Raw genomic sequence first — 13,276 nt, forward strand, 5'->3', positions numbered from 1 at the left:
GTCAGTGGGTCGCGTAGAAGAACCCGTCCGCGCTCACGTGCTGCATGACCCTGCTCGCCACCCGGTAGCGGCCGTTGGGCACGTCGGGGCACTTCGCCACATGGACCGCCAGCGGGCCGGCGAACTCGTAGCCGCGGCGTTCGGCGTGGCGGGACAGGCTGTCGGTGAGCGCCTGGCCCACGTCGGTGCCGGTACGGGTCAGATGGTCGTGCACGTCGTCGGGAAGTTCGACGTCGTAGGCGTTGGGGACCATGACGCGGCCCTCACGGCACACGACGGCGTTGTCGTCGCACTCGCGCCGCAGGGCGTCGACGACCTCCACCGGTTCCTTGTCGAGGAGCCGCGCCCACAGCGCGTCCCAGCGGTTCTCCAGGGTCTGTTCCAGCGCACTCAGCGCGCCCATGCCGTCTCTCCTGCCGGATGCGTCGTCGGTTGGCCGGGGTGTCGGACAGGCCCTAGCGGTCGTCGAAGTCGTCGGGGCGCACCTCGGCCTCCTCCAGGGCCTCGCGCATCGTGCGACCGGTGGCGCCCGGCGGGCGCGTGCGGTTCTCGTCGTGCTGTTCCAGCAGTTCGCCGGTGGTCTCCGTCTTGGGCCGGTTCTCCTCGGGGACGGTCATGACGGGGGCTCCTCTCTTCGGGTCTGTGCGGCGGCGGGTTCCCGCCCGGCGTACGGGTAACCCCCTGCCGGGCAGCTCATGCTGTCCGGAGAAGCCCTGGTCACCCTGTGCGTGAGCTATGTTGAACGTCCGTGGGAGACGAAGGAGGCGCACCGGTGCCATCGCCGCAGCAGGCACGCGCACAGGCATCCGCGATCACTTCGGGGAAAGCCGCCCCCGAAGCGGAGGTCTCCCCGTCCGCCCAGCTCAGGGCGCTCTTCGACCGTCCCCGGCTGTCCCCGGGACAGCGGCGCATCGCGCAGTACCTGATCGAGCACATCACCGAGGCGGCGTTCCTGTCGATCACCGATCTCGCGGACCGGGTCGGCGTCAGCCAGCCCTCCGTGACGCGGTTCGCCTCGGCGGTCGGCTTCAGCGGTTACCCGGCCCTGCGGGAGAAACTGCAGTCGATCGCGCTGGGCACCCTCGCGGGCGGCCCGGCCGAGGAGATGCGGGGCAACGAGCTGCAGGCGGCGGTCGACGCGGAGATCGAGAACCTGGAGAACCTGCGGCGGGACCTGGCCGACCCGAACATGGTCATCGACGTCGGCCGCAAGCTCTCGTCGTCGGCGCCCCTGACGGTCCTCGGGCTGCGCATCTCCGTCTCGCTCGCGGAGTACTTCGCCTACGCCGCCCGCCGGATCCATCCGGACGTACGCCTCGTCACGCGGGGCGGCAGCGTCGCCTACGACGCGCTGCTGCAGTCGCGTGAGGCGGGCGGGACCTGGGTGCTGGCGTTCTCCATGCCCCGGCACGCCCAGGAGACCCTGACGGCCGTGCGGGTCGCGCGGGGCGCCGGGCTCAAGGTCGCGCTGATCACCGATCTGGCACTGGGGCCGCTCGCGGACGAGGCCGACGTCGTCTTCGCCATCGGGACGGGGTCGCGGCTGGTGTTCGACTCCTATGCGGCCCCGGGCGTGATGTGCTCGGCGCTGCTGCAGGCCATGACCGACGCGGATCCGGAGCGGACGCAGGCGCGTCTCGAGGAGTACGAGCAGGTGGCCGACCAGCACCAGTTCTTCCTCAGGGACTGAGCTGCGCCCGGGGTCTCCCACAACGGGACCATCCACAACAAAGCACGCATGAATGTTTTCATGCTCCTTGCAAACCGGATGGCATATATAAATACTGCTCACGGATCGCGACCCGGCCGGTTCCGGATCCGTTCCGCACCCGTGGAGCCGGGTCCTACCCACTCCGGGTCCCGGGTGTTCGTGGCGGCCCCGGTCATCCCCTAGGCCGGGGCCGCCCCGACCCGTCGTCCACCCTTACGACGCCGCACACCCGGAAGCGATGATCATGCAACTGACGACCACGCGCATCAGCCCCGACTGGCCCTGCCAGGTCAAGACGCCCGGGAGCTACGACTGGGAGCGCTCGGCGGCCAGATGGCTGCGCGAACTGGTGCCCACGCGCTACGCCGGCTACCCCGTGTTCGTCCGCCACCCCGTCCTCCTCGCCCGGCACGCCCACATCCAGGTCCAGAACGAGATCCGGATCGCCCGCACCGCCCTGCAGACCGCCCGCGCGGACCTGCCCGGGCTGGGCCTGCACGAGGGGGTCATCGAGCACACGATCAAGCTGTACGCGGCCGAGGTCATGCAGCTCCAGCACATCGCGCGCAGCGTCCGTGCGGTCACCCAGGCCCTGGTCGAGGCGAACCGCCAGCCCTGAGCCACCGGGCATGACGGCCGCCGCGCGTGGCACACGTGGAGGAATGAGCACCACGAAACCCCGGCGCGGTGAGCCGGTGACCACGGTCCTGACCTGGCAGGTGCGCCCCGGCCGGGAGCAGCGGTTCGAGGAGTGGACGCACGGCATCACCCGCTGCGCGAGGAAGTTCCCCGGCAACGAGGGCGTCTCGTGGCTGACCCCCGAGGACGGCCACCGCTACCACGCGGTGCTGCGCTGGTCCGATCAGCACCGGCTCGCCGCCTGGCTGGAGTCCGAGGAGCGTGCGCGCTGGCACCGGCGGATCGAGGACGTCGCCACCGAGGTCAGCAGCGAACGCCAGTCGACGAGCGGGATGGAGACATGGTTCAGCCTGCCCGGCACCACGGTGCAGGCCCCGCCCCGCTGGAAGATGGTCCTCACCACCTTCCTCGGCGCCTACCCCTTCACCCTGCTCATCCAGTGGCTGGTGACACCTCACACGACCACCTGGCCGCTGCCCCTGCGGGCCGCCGTCTTCCCGCTGGTGCTGCTGCCCCTTCTGACGTACCTCGTGATGCCGCGCCTCAGCCGGCTGCTGCGGCTGTGGCTGTACCCGCGCGACGGCCACTGACCGGTTTCCCCTGAGGCACATGTGACAGAAGGGACCACGGAGGCGGACGAGCTGTCCGTGCGCGCAAGGCGGTCTGCGAATCGGGCCAGGTGTGCAATGCTCAACGCGTGACGAGCGAGCCCGTGACGCCGGCGCAGTCCGGTGCCGCACCGGACCTGGTCGAACTGGCCAAGATCGTCGCCCGGCAGCGCGCCGAGATGGACCGGCTGCGCGACCAGGCGGCCGTCTCCGCTGTCGTGGAACGGGCCAAGGGCGCGGTGATGGCGCTGACCGGCTGTTCCGCGGACGCGGCGGGTGAGCAGCTGCTCCAGCGGGCCAAGTCCGCCCGCCACACCCTGCTGGAGGAGTGCTGGATCACCCTCGGCACACTCGCGCCGATGCCGTCCGGCCCGGGCAGGGCGAGCGAGTCCTACGGCATCGAGGCGCCCGGCCGGGCCGGTGCCCTGCAGGAGCCGGGGGTACCGGACGACGTCGCCGCCGCCCTGGCCCGTCTCGGCCAGGCCCTCGTTCGGGTGATGACACCGCACGACCTCGCCCGGTGCCTGCTAGAACATCTCGGCCCCGACATGTCGGCGGACGCGGTCCTGATCTACACCCGCAGGCCCGACGGCGGCCTGGGACTGATCGGGCACGCGGGGATCGACGACAAACTGGCGGCCCAGTGGTGCCAGGTGCCGCCGCTGAGCGGCATGGCGGCGCTGGACGCGCTGCAGGCGGGCGAGCCGCGCTGGCTGGAGGACTTCGCCGCTGACGAGCGGCGGTACCTGCTCATCGGGGACCCTCCCGACCGGTGGCGCTCGCGGGCCTGGCTGCCCGTGCTCGCCGCAGGCTCCGCCGAGGTCTGCATCGGTGTGCTGCGCGGCCGTGCCGGGGCCTTCACCCCACGCGACCGCGCCCACCTGCGGGGCGTCACCGCTCTGTGCGCCGGCCGGCTGCGCGCCTTCGAGATCCCGCCCGAGCGCGACGCCGACGCCGCCACGGACGCGGTGCAGGCGCTGTTCGAGGCGCTGCCGGTGGCGGCGATGCTGCTCACACCGCTGCGGTCCGCGACGGGCGAGATCGAGGACTTCCGGGTGGAGGCCGCGACGACCCAGGTGGGCGATCTGCTGGGCCGGACCGGTGAGGAACCGGCCGGGCGGCGCCTGCTGGAGCTGCGCCCGGCCCTGGCGGCCGAGCCGGTGTGGCAGGGCTGTCTGCACGTGCTGGCCACCGGGTCGGCGTACGAGGGCGAGCCGTTCGCGCACGAGGAGGTCGTGGCGGGCGTCGCCGAGCTGTCCGTCTACCGGGCACGGGTGGCGCCGCTGGGCGACGCCCTCGTCGTCTCATGGATCCGGCACGGCTCCTCCGACCGGCAGGAACAGCGCCTGGCGGACCTGCAACGGCTGGGCAATCTCGGCTGGGCGAACTGGAACCTGGCCACGCAGGAGGCGTCCTGGTCGACCCAGGTGTTCTCCCTCGTCGGCCGGGACCCCGCGCACGGACCGGTGCCCCTGCCCGAGGTGCCGAAGCTCGCCCTGCCGGAGGACACGCCGGCGCTGACGCGCGCGGTCGGGGAACTCGTCCACGACGGGCGGCCGTTCGACGTGCCGTTCCGGATCCGCACGAGCGGCGGCATCCGGCATCTGCGGCTGGTGGCGGAAGCGGTGCCCGACCGGTACGGCACACCCGTGGAGGTGCACGGCTTCGTACAGGACATGACCGCCCGGCGGCGTGCGGAGCTGGCACTGGTCGAGAGCGAGCGGGCGATCCTGACGCAGCACGACGTGCTCCAGGCCGAGCGGACCCTTGCCTCCCGCCTTCAGCACGCGCTGCTGCCGATGTCCAACCGGCCGGTGCACCTGGCCGGGTTGCGCGTCGAGGTCGCCTATCTGCCGGCCCAGTCGGGTGTGCACGTGGGCGGTGACTGGTTCAGTGCGATCGAACTGCCCGACGGGGACGCGCTGCTGGTGGTCGGCGACGTCGCCGGGCACGGGGTCGACGCCGTGGCCACGATGGCCCAGCTCCGGTTCACCGCGAAGGGCATGGTCATCACGGGCTCGTCCCTGACGGGGGCGCTCGCCCGGCTGAACACGCTGCTGCTGCACTCACGTGACTCCCACACCACCGCCACGATGGTGCTCGCCCGCTACGAGCCCCGCCGCCGGCGCCTGGTCTGGGCCCAGGCGGGACATCCCCCGCCGCTGCTGCTGCGAGACGGGCGGGCACGGTATCTGGCCCGCCCCGGCGGCATGCTGCTCGGGGCGGCCGCCAGGCCGGTCTACCAGGAGGCGGAGTGCCGTCTCGACCCGGGCGACCGGCTCATCCTGTACACCGACGGCCTGGTCGAGCACCCACCGGACAGCATCGACCGGGGGCTGGAGCAGCTCGCCGAGGCGGTGGCCGCCCCGCACGGCGACGGGCCCGGGTCGCTGGGGCCGTTGCTCGCGCGGATGCTGCCCGATGTGCGGCGGGACGACGTGTGCGTGGTGGACGTCCGGGTCCCCGGGCCTGAGGACCGGTAGGGCACGCCGCCTCACGAGTCCCCGCGGTGACGCCAGTACCACCACAGGCCCACGAGCAGGGCCAGCAGGAACAGGGTGGGCAGCACCAGGCCGGGGATGCGGGAGCCGTTCATGGGCATGGCCTTCGGTTCGCGGCGGTTCGGGCGCCTCGTGCGTCGCCCCGGACCAGGGTGCGGCCGCGTGGCGTCGCCGTCCGCTGCTTTTCCCAGCCGTTGCCCGGCGTTCGATCAGCGGGGAGCGTCGTCAGTCGACCGGGTGGCCCGGGTCGATGGTGACCGCGTCGGACAGGCGCAGCAGCGGCCCGTCGTCGTCCTGGTCGCCGCCCCACTCGACCGGGTCGAGGACGAAGCCGATGTGGTCGCCGCCGCCCGTGCGCGTCACGATCCGGCCGACGAACCAGGCCGGCGCGTCCGTGAGGACCAGGGCCCCGCCGTGCGCCTCCCGCAAAGGCACGTCCCTGAATTTGTCGGTCCGGTCGCCGGTGTGCCCGCCGAACAGCTCGGCGAGGGCGCGCTGTTCGCGGCCGACCAGGTGCACGGCGAGGACGTCCGCGTTCCGGGCCACCCGGAAGGTGTGGTTGAGCTCGGACAGCCACACGACGAACCGGACCGGCCGCAGCGAGCACTGCGAGGCGAAACCGACCAGGCAGCCCGCTCGTTCACCTCCCGCGGCGGCCGTGACCACGTACATCTCGGGGTTCAGCCGGTCGATGAACTCGTCCATGCCGGCCATGGTCACACATCAGCTCGTGTCCGCCGGGGTGCGGGACTCCAGGGCCGCCCGGGTGTCGTCGCCGTAGACGCCGGTCTCGTCGCCGCGGATGCCGTACCAGAGCTGGAAGCGGGCGACCGCCGCGGTGAGGGTGGGGTCGTAGCGTCCGCTGGTGGAGCCGTCCCGGTAGACGTCCGGGATGCGCAGGAGGCGTTGCTGGAGTTCGGTCACCTCGGGGCCGGACGCTCCCTCGCGCAGGGTGCCGGCGCCGTCCGGGTCCACGGGCGCGGCGGGCGGGGCGGGCGAGGTGGGGGCCGCTGTGGGCGTGGGGTCAGGAGTGGAGGGGGCGGACCGGGGCGGCGCGGGCGCGGCCTGGTCGTCGGTGTGCTCGCCGCGGAGCAGGAGCGCACCGCCGGCGCCGATCACCGCGGCCGCGAGGACGGCCACCGCGACGGCGGCACGGCGCAGCCCGGCCCCCGGGGGTGCGGCTTGCGCGGGCCGGCGCATCTCGCGGGCGACGGGCGGGAGTTCCTGGGTCAGGGCCTCGGAGCCGCCCGGCGGTCCGGGCAGGGCGACGGACTCGTGGTCACCGGGTTCCCGAGCGGTCTCCTGCCGGAACTCCCGCATCAGTTCGGCGAGCGCGTCGGTGCGGCGGGGCCGCAGGACGCGGATGGGTTCGAGGGCCGGGCCGTCCTGCGGCGGCCTGGGCTCGGACGGTGTCGACACGTTGTTCTCCTTCGTCCGGGCCCCGGGGCGCCCGTCTTCGAGGATCGTCCGACCTTGGATACGCGGCCATCGCACCCGGGGTTCAGAGGCCGGCCACGCCCGGCGGCCAGTGCACTGAGTACCTCCGTGCGAGTGCACCGAGTGCCATGTCCCTTCCGGGTGCTACGTTCGCGCTCATGAGCTTCGAGAAAGCCGAGGCGGGCACCGGGAAACCGCCCATGCGGGACGCCTTGGTGGCGGCGGCCTTCCAGCTGTTCCTGGAGCGGGGGTACGAGCAGACCACCGTCGACGACATCGTCGCCCTCGCCGGGGTCGGCCGGCGCTCGTTCTTCCGCTACTTCCCCTCCAAGGAGGACGTGGTCTTCCCGGACCACGAGCGCTGCCTGGCCGACATGACGGCCTTCCTGGCGGACGGCTCCGACGACGACGAACCCGTGCGACGGGTCTGCGACGCGGCCCGGCTCGTGCTGCGCATGTACGCCGAGAACCCGACCTTCTCCGTGCAGCGCTACCGCCTCACCAAGCAGGTCCCGGGGCTGCGCGCCTACGAACTGTCGGTGGTGTGGCGCTACGAGCGGGCCCTCGCCGCGTACCTGCGCCGGCGCTTCGCCGCCTGCCGGGAGGGCACCCTGCGGGCCGACGTGATCGCGGCCGCGGTGGTCGCGGCGCACAACAACGCGCTGCGCTCCTGGCTGCGTTCGGACGGTCAGGGCGAGGCGAGCGCGGCGGTCGACCGCGCGCTGGCCTATGTGCAGTCGGCGTTCGGCGGCGTACCGGTCCCGCCCGCCATGGAGCAGCCGGAGGACGTGGTGGTCGTCGTGTCGCGGCGCGGGGCACCGCTGTGGCGGGTCGTGCAGGAGATCGAGACGACGCTGGGGCGGGGCTGAGTCTCCCCACATTGAGGGTACGGAGTGCCTTTACGAGTGGCACTGAGTGCCATACCCTGTGCTGCGTGCACGGTGGCACGGCGAGCCGCGCACCCGTGTGCGCGAGTGATCGCGTACGCGGATTCCGGCCGAGTGCAGGGAGTTGACCAGCGTGTACCACTCAGGAAGCGTCGCTCAGCAGGCAGCCGGCTCCGCGACGGGTCTGCTCGACCCGAGGGGCCAGGACTCCGAGGCCATCCTCTACCAGCGCTGTACCTGGTGCGGCACCGCCATGTACCACCGGGTGCTCTGTCCGGTCTGCCGGGGCAGCGAGCTGCGCACGGAGCGGGCCGAGGGCACGGGCACGGTGCGCCACTCCACCGTGGTGCACCGCAACACCCCCGCGGCGCGCAACGTCTCGCTGATCGAGATGGCCGAGGGGTTCGTGGTGCGCGGCCGGGTGATGGGCCCGCCGATCGGCATCCACAGCGGCGACCGGGTACGCCTGTCCACGGCCAAGGACCCGGTTCGGGGCGAGCCGGTCTTCCAGCTCCTGGACGAGCCCTACCGGGCCTGGAGCTGACACCTCCTCATCACAGAGCGATGCGGATGCCCACCGTGCCGTCCACGCCCCGGCGCAACCGGCTGCCGAGGAGGGTGAGCCGGCCCGTCAGGCCGTACTTGCGGGCGATCAGCCGCCGGTAACGGGCGGTGGTCGCGGGGTCGCAGATCTCCGCCGTCGCGGGCACCTGGTCGCCGGTGGGGTTGCCCCGCAGGTCGCAGGGGCCGACGAGTACGTCGGCGCGCTTGCGGATCCGCTTCACCTTCCAGGAGCCGGCGGCCGTCCACACGCCGAGTGCCGCACCGTCGCGCACCACCCAGACCGGGGTGGCGACCGGCGTGCCGTTCTTGCGGTAGCTGGTGAGCAGCAGGTACTTTCCCGCCCCGAGCGCGTCCAGCGTCGTGTCGTCCATGGCGGGCAGTGTACGAGCGCGCCCCGGGGCTCAGTGGAGCGCCGCCGCCATGGCGCGCACCGCCTTCGTGAGCACCTCGTCCGGCGTCGCCAGGTTGAGCCGGGCATGGCCGGTGCCACCCGTGCCGAAGGGCAGGCCGGAGCTGAGGGCGACCCTGCCGCGGCGCAGGAAGACATCGGCCGGGTCGTCGCCGAGCCCGAGGGCACGGCAGTCGAGCCAGGCCAGGTAGGTGGCATCACCCGGCCGGTAACGGATCCCGGGCAGGTGCTCGGCCAGCAGGTCCGCGAGCAGCCGCCGTTTGGCGTCGAGCCCGGCCAGCAGGGCGTCCAGCCAGATCAGGCCGTCGCGCAGGGCGGCGGTGTGGGCGATGACGGCGACGTGGCCGGCACCGTGCCCCACCTCCTCGGGCATCCGCTCCAGGTCGGCGGCGGCCCCGGGCCCGGCGATCGCGAGGGCGGCCTTGAGCCCGGCCAGGTTCCAGCCCTTCGAGGCGGACATCAGTGACAGGCCGCGCTCGGCACCCGGCACGCTGAGATACGGCACGAACCCGGTGCCGCCGAGCACCAGCGGGGAGTGGATCTCGTCGGCGACGACGCGCACGCCGTACCGCTCGGCGAGGGCCGCGACGGCGGACAGCTCCGCGGCCGTGTGCACGGTGCCGGTCGGGTTGTGGGGGCTGCACAGCAGATGGGCGGCCCGTCGCCGGTCCGTCACGGCCCGCCGGAAGGCCTCCTCCAGGACGTCGAGGTCCAGCCGCCCGTCCGCCCCCAGCGGGGCCTCGGCCACCCGTCGGCCCATGTGCTCCACGAACTGGTAGAACGGCGGATACACCGGCGGGTTCACGATCACGGTGTCACCGGGTCCGGTGACCAGTCCGAGCATCTCGACGACACCCAGCATGACGTCCGGCACGAGCGCGGTGCGCTCCACGGCGAGCCCGTCCCAGCCCCACCGCTTCCCGGCGAAGGCGGCCAGGGCCTCCGCGTAGGCGGTGCCGGCCGGGTAGCCGGTGTCGCCGAGGTGGAGTGCGTCGGTCACGGCCCGCACGACCGGCTCGGCGAGCGGCACGTCCATCTCGGCCACCCACAGCGGCAGCACGTCCTCGGGGTAGGTGCGCCACTTCATGCTCGTGCGCTGCCGGAGGCGGTCGAGAGTGAGGGCCTGCAGGGGGTTAGGTTCACCGGACGACTCGTGCGGGATCCTGGTCATGGGCACACGATAGGGGGCGGTGCGGTGAGCGGGAATCGTGCGGAGAGCCATCGGGACGGGGCGGCGCACCCGCTGCTGGAGATCGCCTGCGACGAGTCGGGCTCGGACGGTGAGAACCTCACCGGCGGGAACACCGACGTGTTCGCGCACGCCGGCGTGTCGCTGTCCGAGGCGGCGGCCGCGGCGACGGTGCGGGAGATCCGGGACAGGATCAGGTCACCGGCCGAGGAGTACAAGGCGAACCACCTGCTGCGGGAGAAGCACCGCGCGGTGCTGGAGTGGCTGCTCGCGCCGCGGGGGCCGATCCACGGACGGGCGCGGGTGCACCTCATGGAGAAGACGTTCTTCGTGGTGGACCGGACTCTCGGCCTGCTGCTGGACGACACGGCCGAGGCGGCCGCTCTGTTCCGCGCGGGGCGCCCGGCCTTCGGGGAGGCCGGCTGGCGGGCGTTCCTCCTGGCGGCCAACCGGCTACTGCGGGTCCGTCAGGACGAGGACCCGGTGGACGCTTTCTACGGCACCGTCGACACCCTGCTCCGGGAGCGGCCCGGGACGGACGCGGCGAGCGTCCTGGGGCGGCTGGCCGCCACCCGGCACCGGGCGGTTGCCTACCGGGACGGGCTTCGGGCCGGGCCGCCGCTGATCCCGCTGCTCAACCCGCTCCTCCCGGCGATCGTGCGCACGGCCGCCCTCTGGAGCCGCGACGGCCTGCCCGTCCACCTCGTGCACGACCGGCAGAACATGCTGACGCCCGACCGCATCGCGTGGATCGAGGGGACCGCCCGGCGGGCCGGGACCGGCCTGGCCGGGCTGCGGCTCGTCGTGGCACGGGACGACGCACGGGTGCAGGTGGCGGACTTCCTCGCCGGGATCGCCCGCAAGATCGCCTCCGACGAGCTGAACGGCCGCGGGGATCCGGCGCTCACCGCCCTTCTGCGGCCCTACGTCGATCCCGGTTCGGTGTGGGGCGACGCCCGCAGCGGGGCGCTGCTCGCGGACCCGGTCGCCGGGTGACGCCCGAAGAGATCACCCGTGCGCTGAACGCGGCAGGGCTGCGCCCCGTATGGATGAGGGGCACTCAACTCAAGGAGGGCCCCGCGGTGTTCGCAGCGTGATGTTCGGGTTCGGGAGCCATGCATGAGGCACGCACGACGACGGGTCGTCCGGCGAGTGACACGGCTGGCGGCCGTCGGCGGACTCCTCCTCGGAGGAGCCATGGTCACCAACGCAGTGGCGAGCGAGCCATCGGCTCCGGTCATCGGCGTCCCCTTCACCGCACCACCCGCGACCGGTGAGGGCGCCGACCTCGTGTCGCGGCTCGGCGACGCGCGCACAGCGGGCAGCTGGATCGACTCGTCCGGGCGGCCGGTCGTCGCGGTGACCGACGAGAAGGCGGCCGCCGAGGTGAAACGCGCCGGGGCGCGGGCCAAGATGGTCGGTCACAGCATGAGCGACCTCAAGTCCGCAGCGGCGACGCTGCGTTCGGCCCCCCGGGTCTCCGGCACCTCGTGGGCCCTGGACTACAAGAACAACCAGGTGGTGGTGCGGGGCGACGGCACCGTCTCCGCCTCGGCCTGGTCCCGGATGACCGAGGTCGCCGAGGGCATCGGCTCCTTCGTCCGCATGGAGCGCACCGAGGGCACGTTCACGACACGACTGAACGGCGCGCAGCCCATCCTGTCGACGGCCGGGCGCTGTTCGGCGGGGTTCAACGTGACCGACGGGGAGAGCGACTTCATCCTCACGGCGGGGCACTGCGGTCCCGACGGCTCCGTCTGGTTCGCCGACGACCGGGGCCGGCAGCAGGTCGGCACCTCGCTCAAGGGGAGCTTTCCCGGCGACGACTACTCCCTGGTGAAGTACGACGCCGGCCGCGCGGGCAAGGGCGCGGACGTGGTGGCGGTCGGTGACGGCAAGGGTGTGCGGATCACGGGCGTCGCCGATGCGGACGTCGGGCAGAAGGTCTTCCGCAGCGGCAGCACCAGCGGACTGCGCGAGGGAGAGGTGACCGCGCTCGACGCCACGGTCAACTACCCCGAGGGCACGGTCAGCGGCCTCATCGAGACCAACGTGTGCGCCGAACCCGGTGACAGCGGAGGCCCGATGTTCGCCGACGGCATCGCGCTCGGGCTGACGTCGGGCGGCAGCGGGGACTGCAAGGCGGGCGGTACGACGTTCTTCCAGCCGGTGACCAAGGCGCTGACCGAGCTGGGCGTCAAGCTGATCGTGGCCAAGTCGGCCGGCGGCACGGGCGCCGCGCCCGCCCCGTCGGCGTCTCAGGGCGCGGCCTCGCCGGGTACGTCGGCGCCGGTCACGGGCACGGACGTGTCGACCCTGCTGAGCCGCCTCACCGACCCGCGCAACGTCGGCCCCGGCATGCTCGTCATCGCGGGCAGCCTCGTCGCCCTCGTGGCGACCCGCTGGATCCGCGCGGAACAGGACCGCAAGGCGTACCGGCAGTACTATTCGGCGACTTGGGGGTGAGACAGGCCGGGGGGGGCGTCCCCGTCAGCCCAGCGTGAGCGGCACGGTACCCGTCCGCCGTTCCCCTCCCCGCGCCGCCCCGGCCACCGGCCACGAACCACAGGGCGGGCACCGTGACGGCGATACCGAGCCCAGCGACGGCGCCCGGGCGGTCGCCGAGGACGAGCACCCCGCACAGCGCCGACAGCGCGACCCCGGTGACGGCGCTGACCGGCACCACGAGGCTCTCCCCCAAGCTCTCGGCTTCGCTCGAACAGGGAGGTGCCCCCATCCCCCCCTGCTCAGCCCACGGTTGAGGAACTACATGGCGGTGCCGCTGCCGACGCCGGACAGCGCGCCCCACGACAGGTCGGCACCCCGGACGGCGCCGACGGGCAGGAGGAGCGCGCCGGCGCAGGCGAGCAGCAACCCGCCCAGCCGGCCGAGGAAGGTGACGGCCGTGTGATGTGCGCGCCGGGACAGCAGACCGCCGACGGTGGGGGCACCACCCTGCTCAAGCAAGTCGAGAGCTTGGGGGACGACGATGCCGTAGACGACGGCCGAGGACAGTGCGAGAAGGGCACCCATGGGGATCAGGGGTGCCCTTGGACGAGGGCCCGATGCGCCGACGGGCCGGAACGAAGCGGGCCGCGGGCGCCTAGTTGGGGGCCGCGGCGGCCCACTCCAGGACGAGCCGCTGGTATTCCTCGCGCTGCTCGACGCTCAGTGTCCCGCCCGACCGGCGCCACAGCGCACGGATCTCCTCGTTGACCTCGTCAGCCGATCGCTCGGATGAGGTTTCAACAGTGGTGGACATGCTGTGAAGCATACGTCGCCGGACGTGAAGGCGATGTGAGTCATCACGAGCCAAACGGGCATTTCGGAC

Annotated in this window: 16 protein-coding genes; 8 read left to right on the forward strand and 8 right to left on the reverse strand. The window is 72.9% G+C overall.

Features of this window, described 5'->3' with window-relative positions; all coding sequences use genetic code 11:
- Position 1 precedes the first annotated feature (1 nt).
- Positions 2 to 403 (reverse strand): DUF3662 domain-containing protein, encoded by a 402-nt coding sequence (locus ADK65_RS26575; RefSeq protein ID WP_053673383.1) that lies wholly within the window; start codon positions 401 to 403, stop codon positions 2 to 4.
- 52 nt (positions 404 to 455) lie between these two features.
- Entirely contained in the window at positions 456 to 617 is a 162-nt protein-coding gene (locus ADK65_RS38985) for a hypothetical protein (protein WP_199825710.1), read from the reverse strand.
- Between the two features lie 155 nt (positions 618 to 772).
- Between ADK65_RS38985 and ADK65_RS26580 the strand changes: the two genes are divergently transcribed.
- The 4 genes from ADK65_RS26580 (at position 773) to ADK65_RS26595 (ending at position 5,441) form a co-directional block, all read left to right on the forward strand.
- Positions 773 to 1,690 carry a MurR/RpiR family transcriptional regulator gene (locus tag ADK65_RS26580; RefSeq protein WP_053673385.1) on the forward strand — a complete coding sequence of 306 codons (918 nt, stop codon included), beginning with the start codon at positions 773 to 775 and terminating at the stop codon, positions 1,688 to 1,690.
- A 259-nt stretch (positions 1,691 to 1,949) separates the two neighbouring features.
- Complete coding sequence (locus ADK65_RS26585; RefSeq protein ID WP_199825711.1) at positions 1,950 to 2,330, forward strand: hypothetical protein; 381 nt, start codon at positions 1,950 to 1,952, stop codon at positions 2,328 to 2,330.
- Positions 2,331 to 2,373: 43 nt separating this feature from the next.
- Positions 2,374 to 2,940, forward strand: a complete 567-nt coding sequence (locus ADK65_RS26590; protein ID WP_053673388.1) for an antibiotic biosynthesis monooxygenase — start codon at positions 2,374 to 2,376, stop codon at positions 2,938 to 2,940.
- 107 nt (positions 2,941 to 3,047) lie between these two features.
- On the forward strand, positions 3,048 to 5,441 hold the full coding sequence (locus ADK65_RS26595; RefSeq protein ID WP_078956153.1) for a SpoIIE family protein phosphatase: 2,394 nt from the start codon (positions 3,048 to 3,050) through the stop codon (positions 5,439 to 5,441).
- A 243-nt stretch (positions 5,442 to 5,684) separates the two neighbouring features.
- Here ADK65_RS26595 and ADK65_RS26600 read toward each other — a convergent pair whose 3' ends face one another.
- Together ADK65_RS26600 and ADK65_RS26605 are read right to left on the reverse strand one after the other, a co-directional pair.
- Entirely contained in the window at positions 5,685 to 6,173 is a 489-nt protein-coding gene (locus ADK65_RS26600) for a flavin reductase family protein (RefSeq protein WP_053673760.1), read from the reverse strand.
- A 9-nt stretch (positions 6,174 to 6,182) separates the two neighbouring features.
- Positions 6,183 to 6,878 (reverse strand): peptidoglycan-binding domain-containing protein, encoded by a 696-nt coding sequence (locus ADK65_RS26605; protein ID WP_053673390.1) that lies wholly within the window; start codon positions 6,876 to 6,878, stop codon positions 6,183 to 6,185.
- A 218-nt stretch (positions 6,879 to 7,096) separates the two neighbouring features.
- Here ADK65_RS26605 and ADK65_RS26610 point away from each other — a divergent pair, with 218 nt between their 5' ends.
- On the forward strand, positions 7,097 to 7,765 hold the full coding sequence (locus ADK65_RS26610; protein ID WP_199825716.1) for a TetR family transcriptional regulator: 669 nt from the start codon (positions 7,097 to 7,099) through the stop codon (positions 7,763 to 7,765).
- Positions 7,766 to 7,916: 151 nt separating this feature from the next.
- Positions 7,917 to 8,327 carry a Zn-ribbon domain-containing OB-fold protein gene (locus ADK65_RS26615; RefSeq protein WP_053673394.1) on the forward strand — a complete coding sequence of 137 codons (411 nt, stop codon included), beginning with the start codon at positions 7,917 to 7,919 and terminating at the stop codon, positions 8,325 to 8,327.
- Positions 8,328 to 8,337: 10 nt separating this feature from the next.
- Here ADK65_RS26615 and ADK65_RS26620 read toward each other — a convergent pair whose 3' ends face one another.
- Both ADK65_RS26620 and ADK65_RS26625 read right to left on the reverse strand, forming a co-directional pair.
- Complete coding sequence (locus ADK65_RS26620) at positions 8,338 to 8,718, reverse strand: PPOX class F420-dependent oxidoreductase (RefSeq protein ID WP_053673396.1); 381 nt, start codon at positions 8,716 to 8,718, stop codon at positions 8,338 to 8,340.
- Positions 8,719 to 8,748: 30 nt separating this feature from the next.
- Complete coding sequence (locus ADK65_RS26625) at positions 8,749 to 9,927, reverse strand: MalY/PatB family protein (RefSeq protein ID WP_053673398.1); 1,179 nt, start codon at positions 9,925 to 9,927, stop codon at positions 8,749 to 8,751.
- Between the two features lie 24 nt (positions 9,928 to 9,951).
- Between ADK65_RS26625 and ADK65_RS26630 the strand changes: the two genes are divergently transcribed.
- Both ADK65_RS26630 and ADK65_RS26635 read left to right on the forward strand, forming a co-directional pair.
- Positions 9,952 to 10,941 (forward strand): hypothetical protein, encoded by a 990-nt coding sequence (locus ADK65_RS26630; protein WP_053673400.1) that lies wholly within the window; start codon positions 9,952 to 9,954, stop codon positions 10,939 to 10,941.
- A 123-nt stretch (positions 10,942 to 11,064) separates the two neighbouring features.
- Entirely contained in the window at positions 11,065 to 12,411 is a 1,347-nt protein-coding gene (locus ADK65_RS26635; RefSeq protein ID WP_053673401.1) for a S1 family peptidase, read from the forward strand.
- 300 nt (positions 12,412 to 12,711) lie between these two features.
- Here ADK65_RS26635 and ADK65_RS39400 read toward each other — a convergent pair whose 3' ends face one another.
- Both ADK65_RS39400 and ADK65_RS38225 read right to left on the reverse strand, forming a co-directional pair.
- Positions 12,712 to 12,978 (reverse strand): hypothetical protein, encoded by a 267-nt coding sequence (locus tag ADK65_RS39400; RefSeq protein WP_053673403.1) that lies wholly within the window; start codon positions 12,976 to 12,978, stop codon positions 12,712 to 12,714.
- Between the two features lie 70 nt (positions 12,979 to 13,048).
- Entirely contained in the window at positions 13,049 to 13,207 is a 159-nt protein-coding gene (locus tag ADK65_RS38225) for a hypothetical protein (protein ID WP_199825719.1), read from the reverse strand.
- Between the last annotated feature and the right edge of the window lie 69 nt (positions 13,208 to 13,276).

This window comes from Streptomyces sp. NRRL B-1140 (assembly GCF_001280065.1).
In the GTDB taxonomy this organism is placed as follows: Bacteria; Actinomycetota; Actinomycetes; order Streptomycetales; family Streptomycetaceae; genus Streptomyces.

Coding starts and splice junctions, on each gene's coding strand:
- ADK65_RS26575 (WP_053673383.1), bottom strand. CDS start 403: ATGGGCGCGCTGAGTGCGCTGGAACAGACCCTGGAGAACCGCTGGGAC.
- ADK65_RS38985 (WP_199825710.1), bottom strand. CDS start 617: ATGACCGTCCCCGAGGAGAACCGGCCCAAGACGGAGACCACCGGCGAA.
- ADK65_RS26585 (WP_199825711.1), top strand. CDS start 1,950: ATGATCATGCAACTGACGACCACGCGCATCAGCCCCGACTGGCCCTGC.
- ADK65_RS26590 (WP_053673388.1), top strand. CDS start 2,374: ATGAGCACCACGAAACCCCGGCGCGGTGAGCCGGTGACCACGGTCCTG.
- ADK65_RS26600 (WP_053673760.1), bottom strand. CDS start 6,173: ATGGCCGGCATGGACGAGTTCATCGACCGGCTGAACCCCGAGATGTAC.
- ADK65_RS26610 (WP_199825716.1), top strand. CDS start 7,097: ATGCGGGACGCCTTGGTGGCGGCGGCCTTCCAGCTGTTCCTGGAGCGG.
- ADK65_RS26620 (WP_053673396.1), bottom strand. CDS start 8,718: ATGGACGACACGACGCTGGACGCGCTCGGGGCGGGAAAGTACCTGCTG.
- ADK65_RS26625 (WP_053673398.1), bottom strand. CDS start 9,927: ATGACCAGGATCCCGCACGAGTCGTCCGGTGAACCTAACCCCCTGCAG.
- ADK65_RS26635 (WP_053673401.1), top strand. CDS start 11,065: ATGAGGCACGCACGACGACGGGTCGTCCGGCGAGTGACACGGCTGGCG.
- ADK65_RS39400 (WP_053673403.1), bottom strand. CDS start 12,978: ATGGGTGCCCTTCTCGCACTGTCCTCGGCCGTCGTCTACGGCATCGTC.
- ADK65_RS38225 (WP_199825719.1), bottom strand. CDS start 13,207: ATGTCCACCACTGTTGAAACCTCATCCGAGCGATCGGCTGACGAGGTC.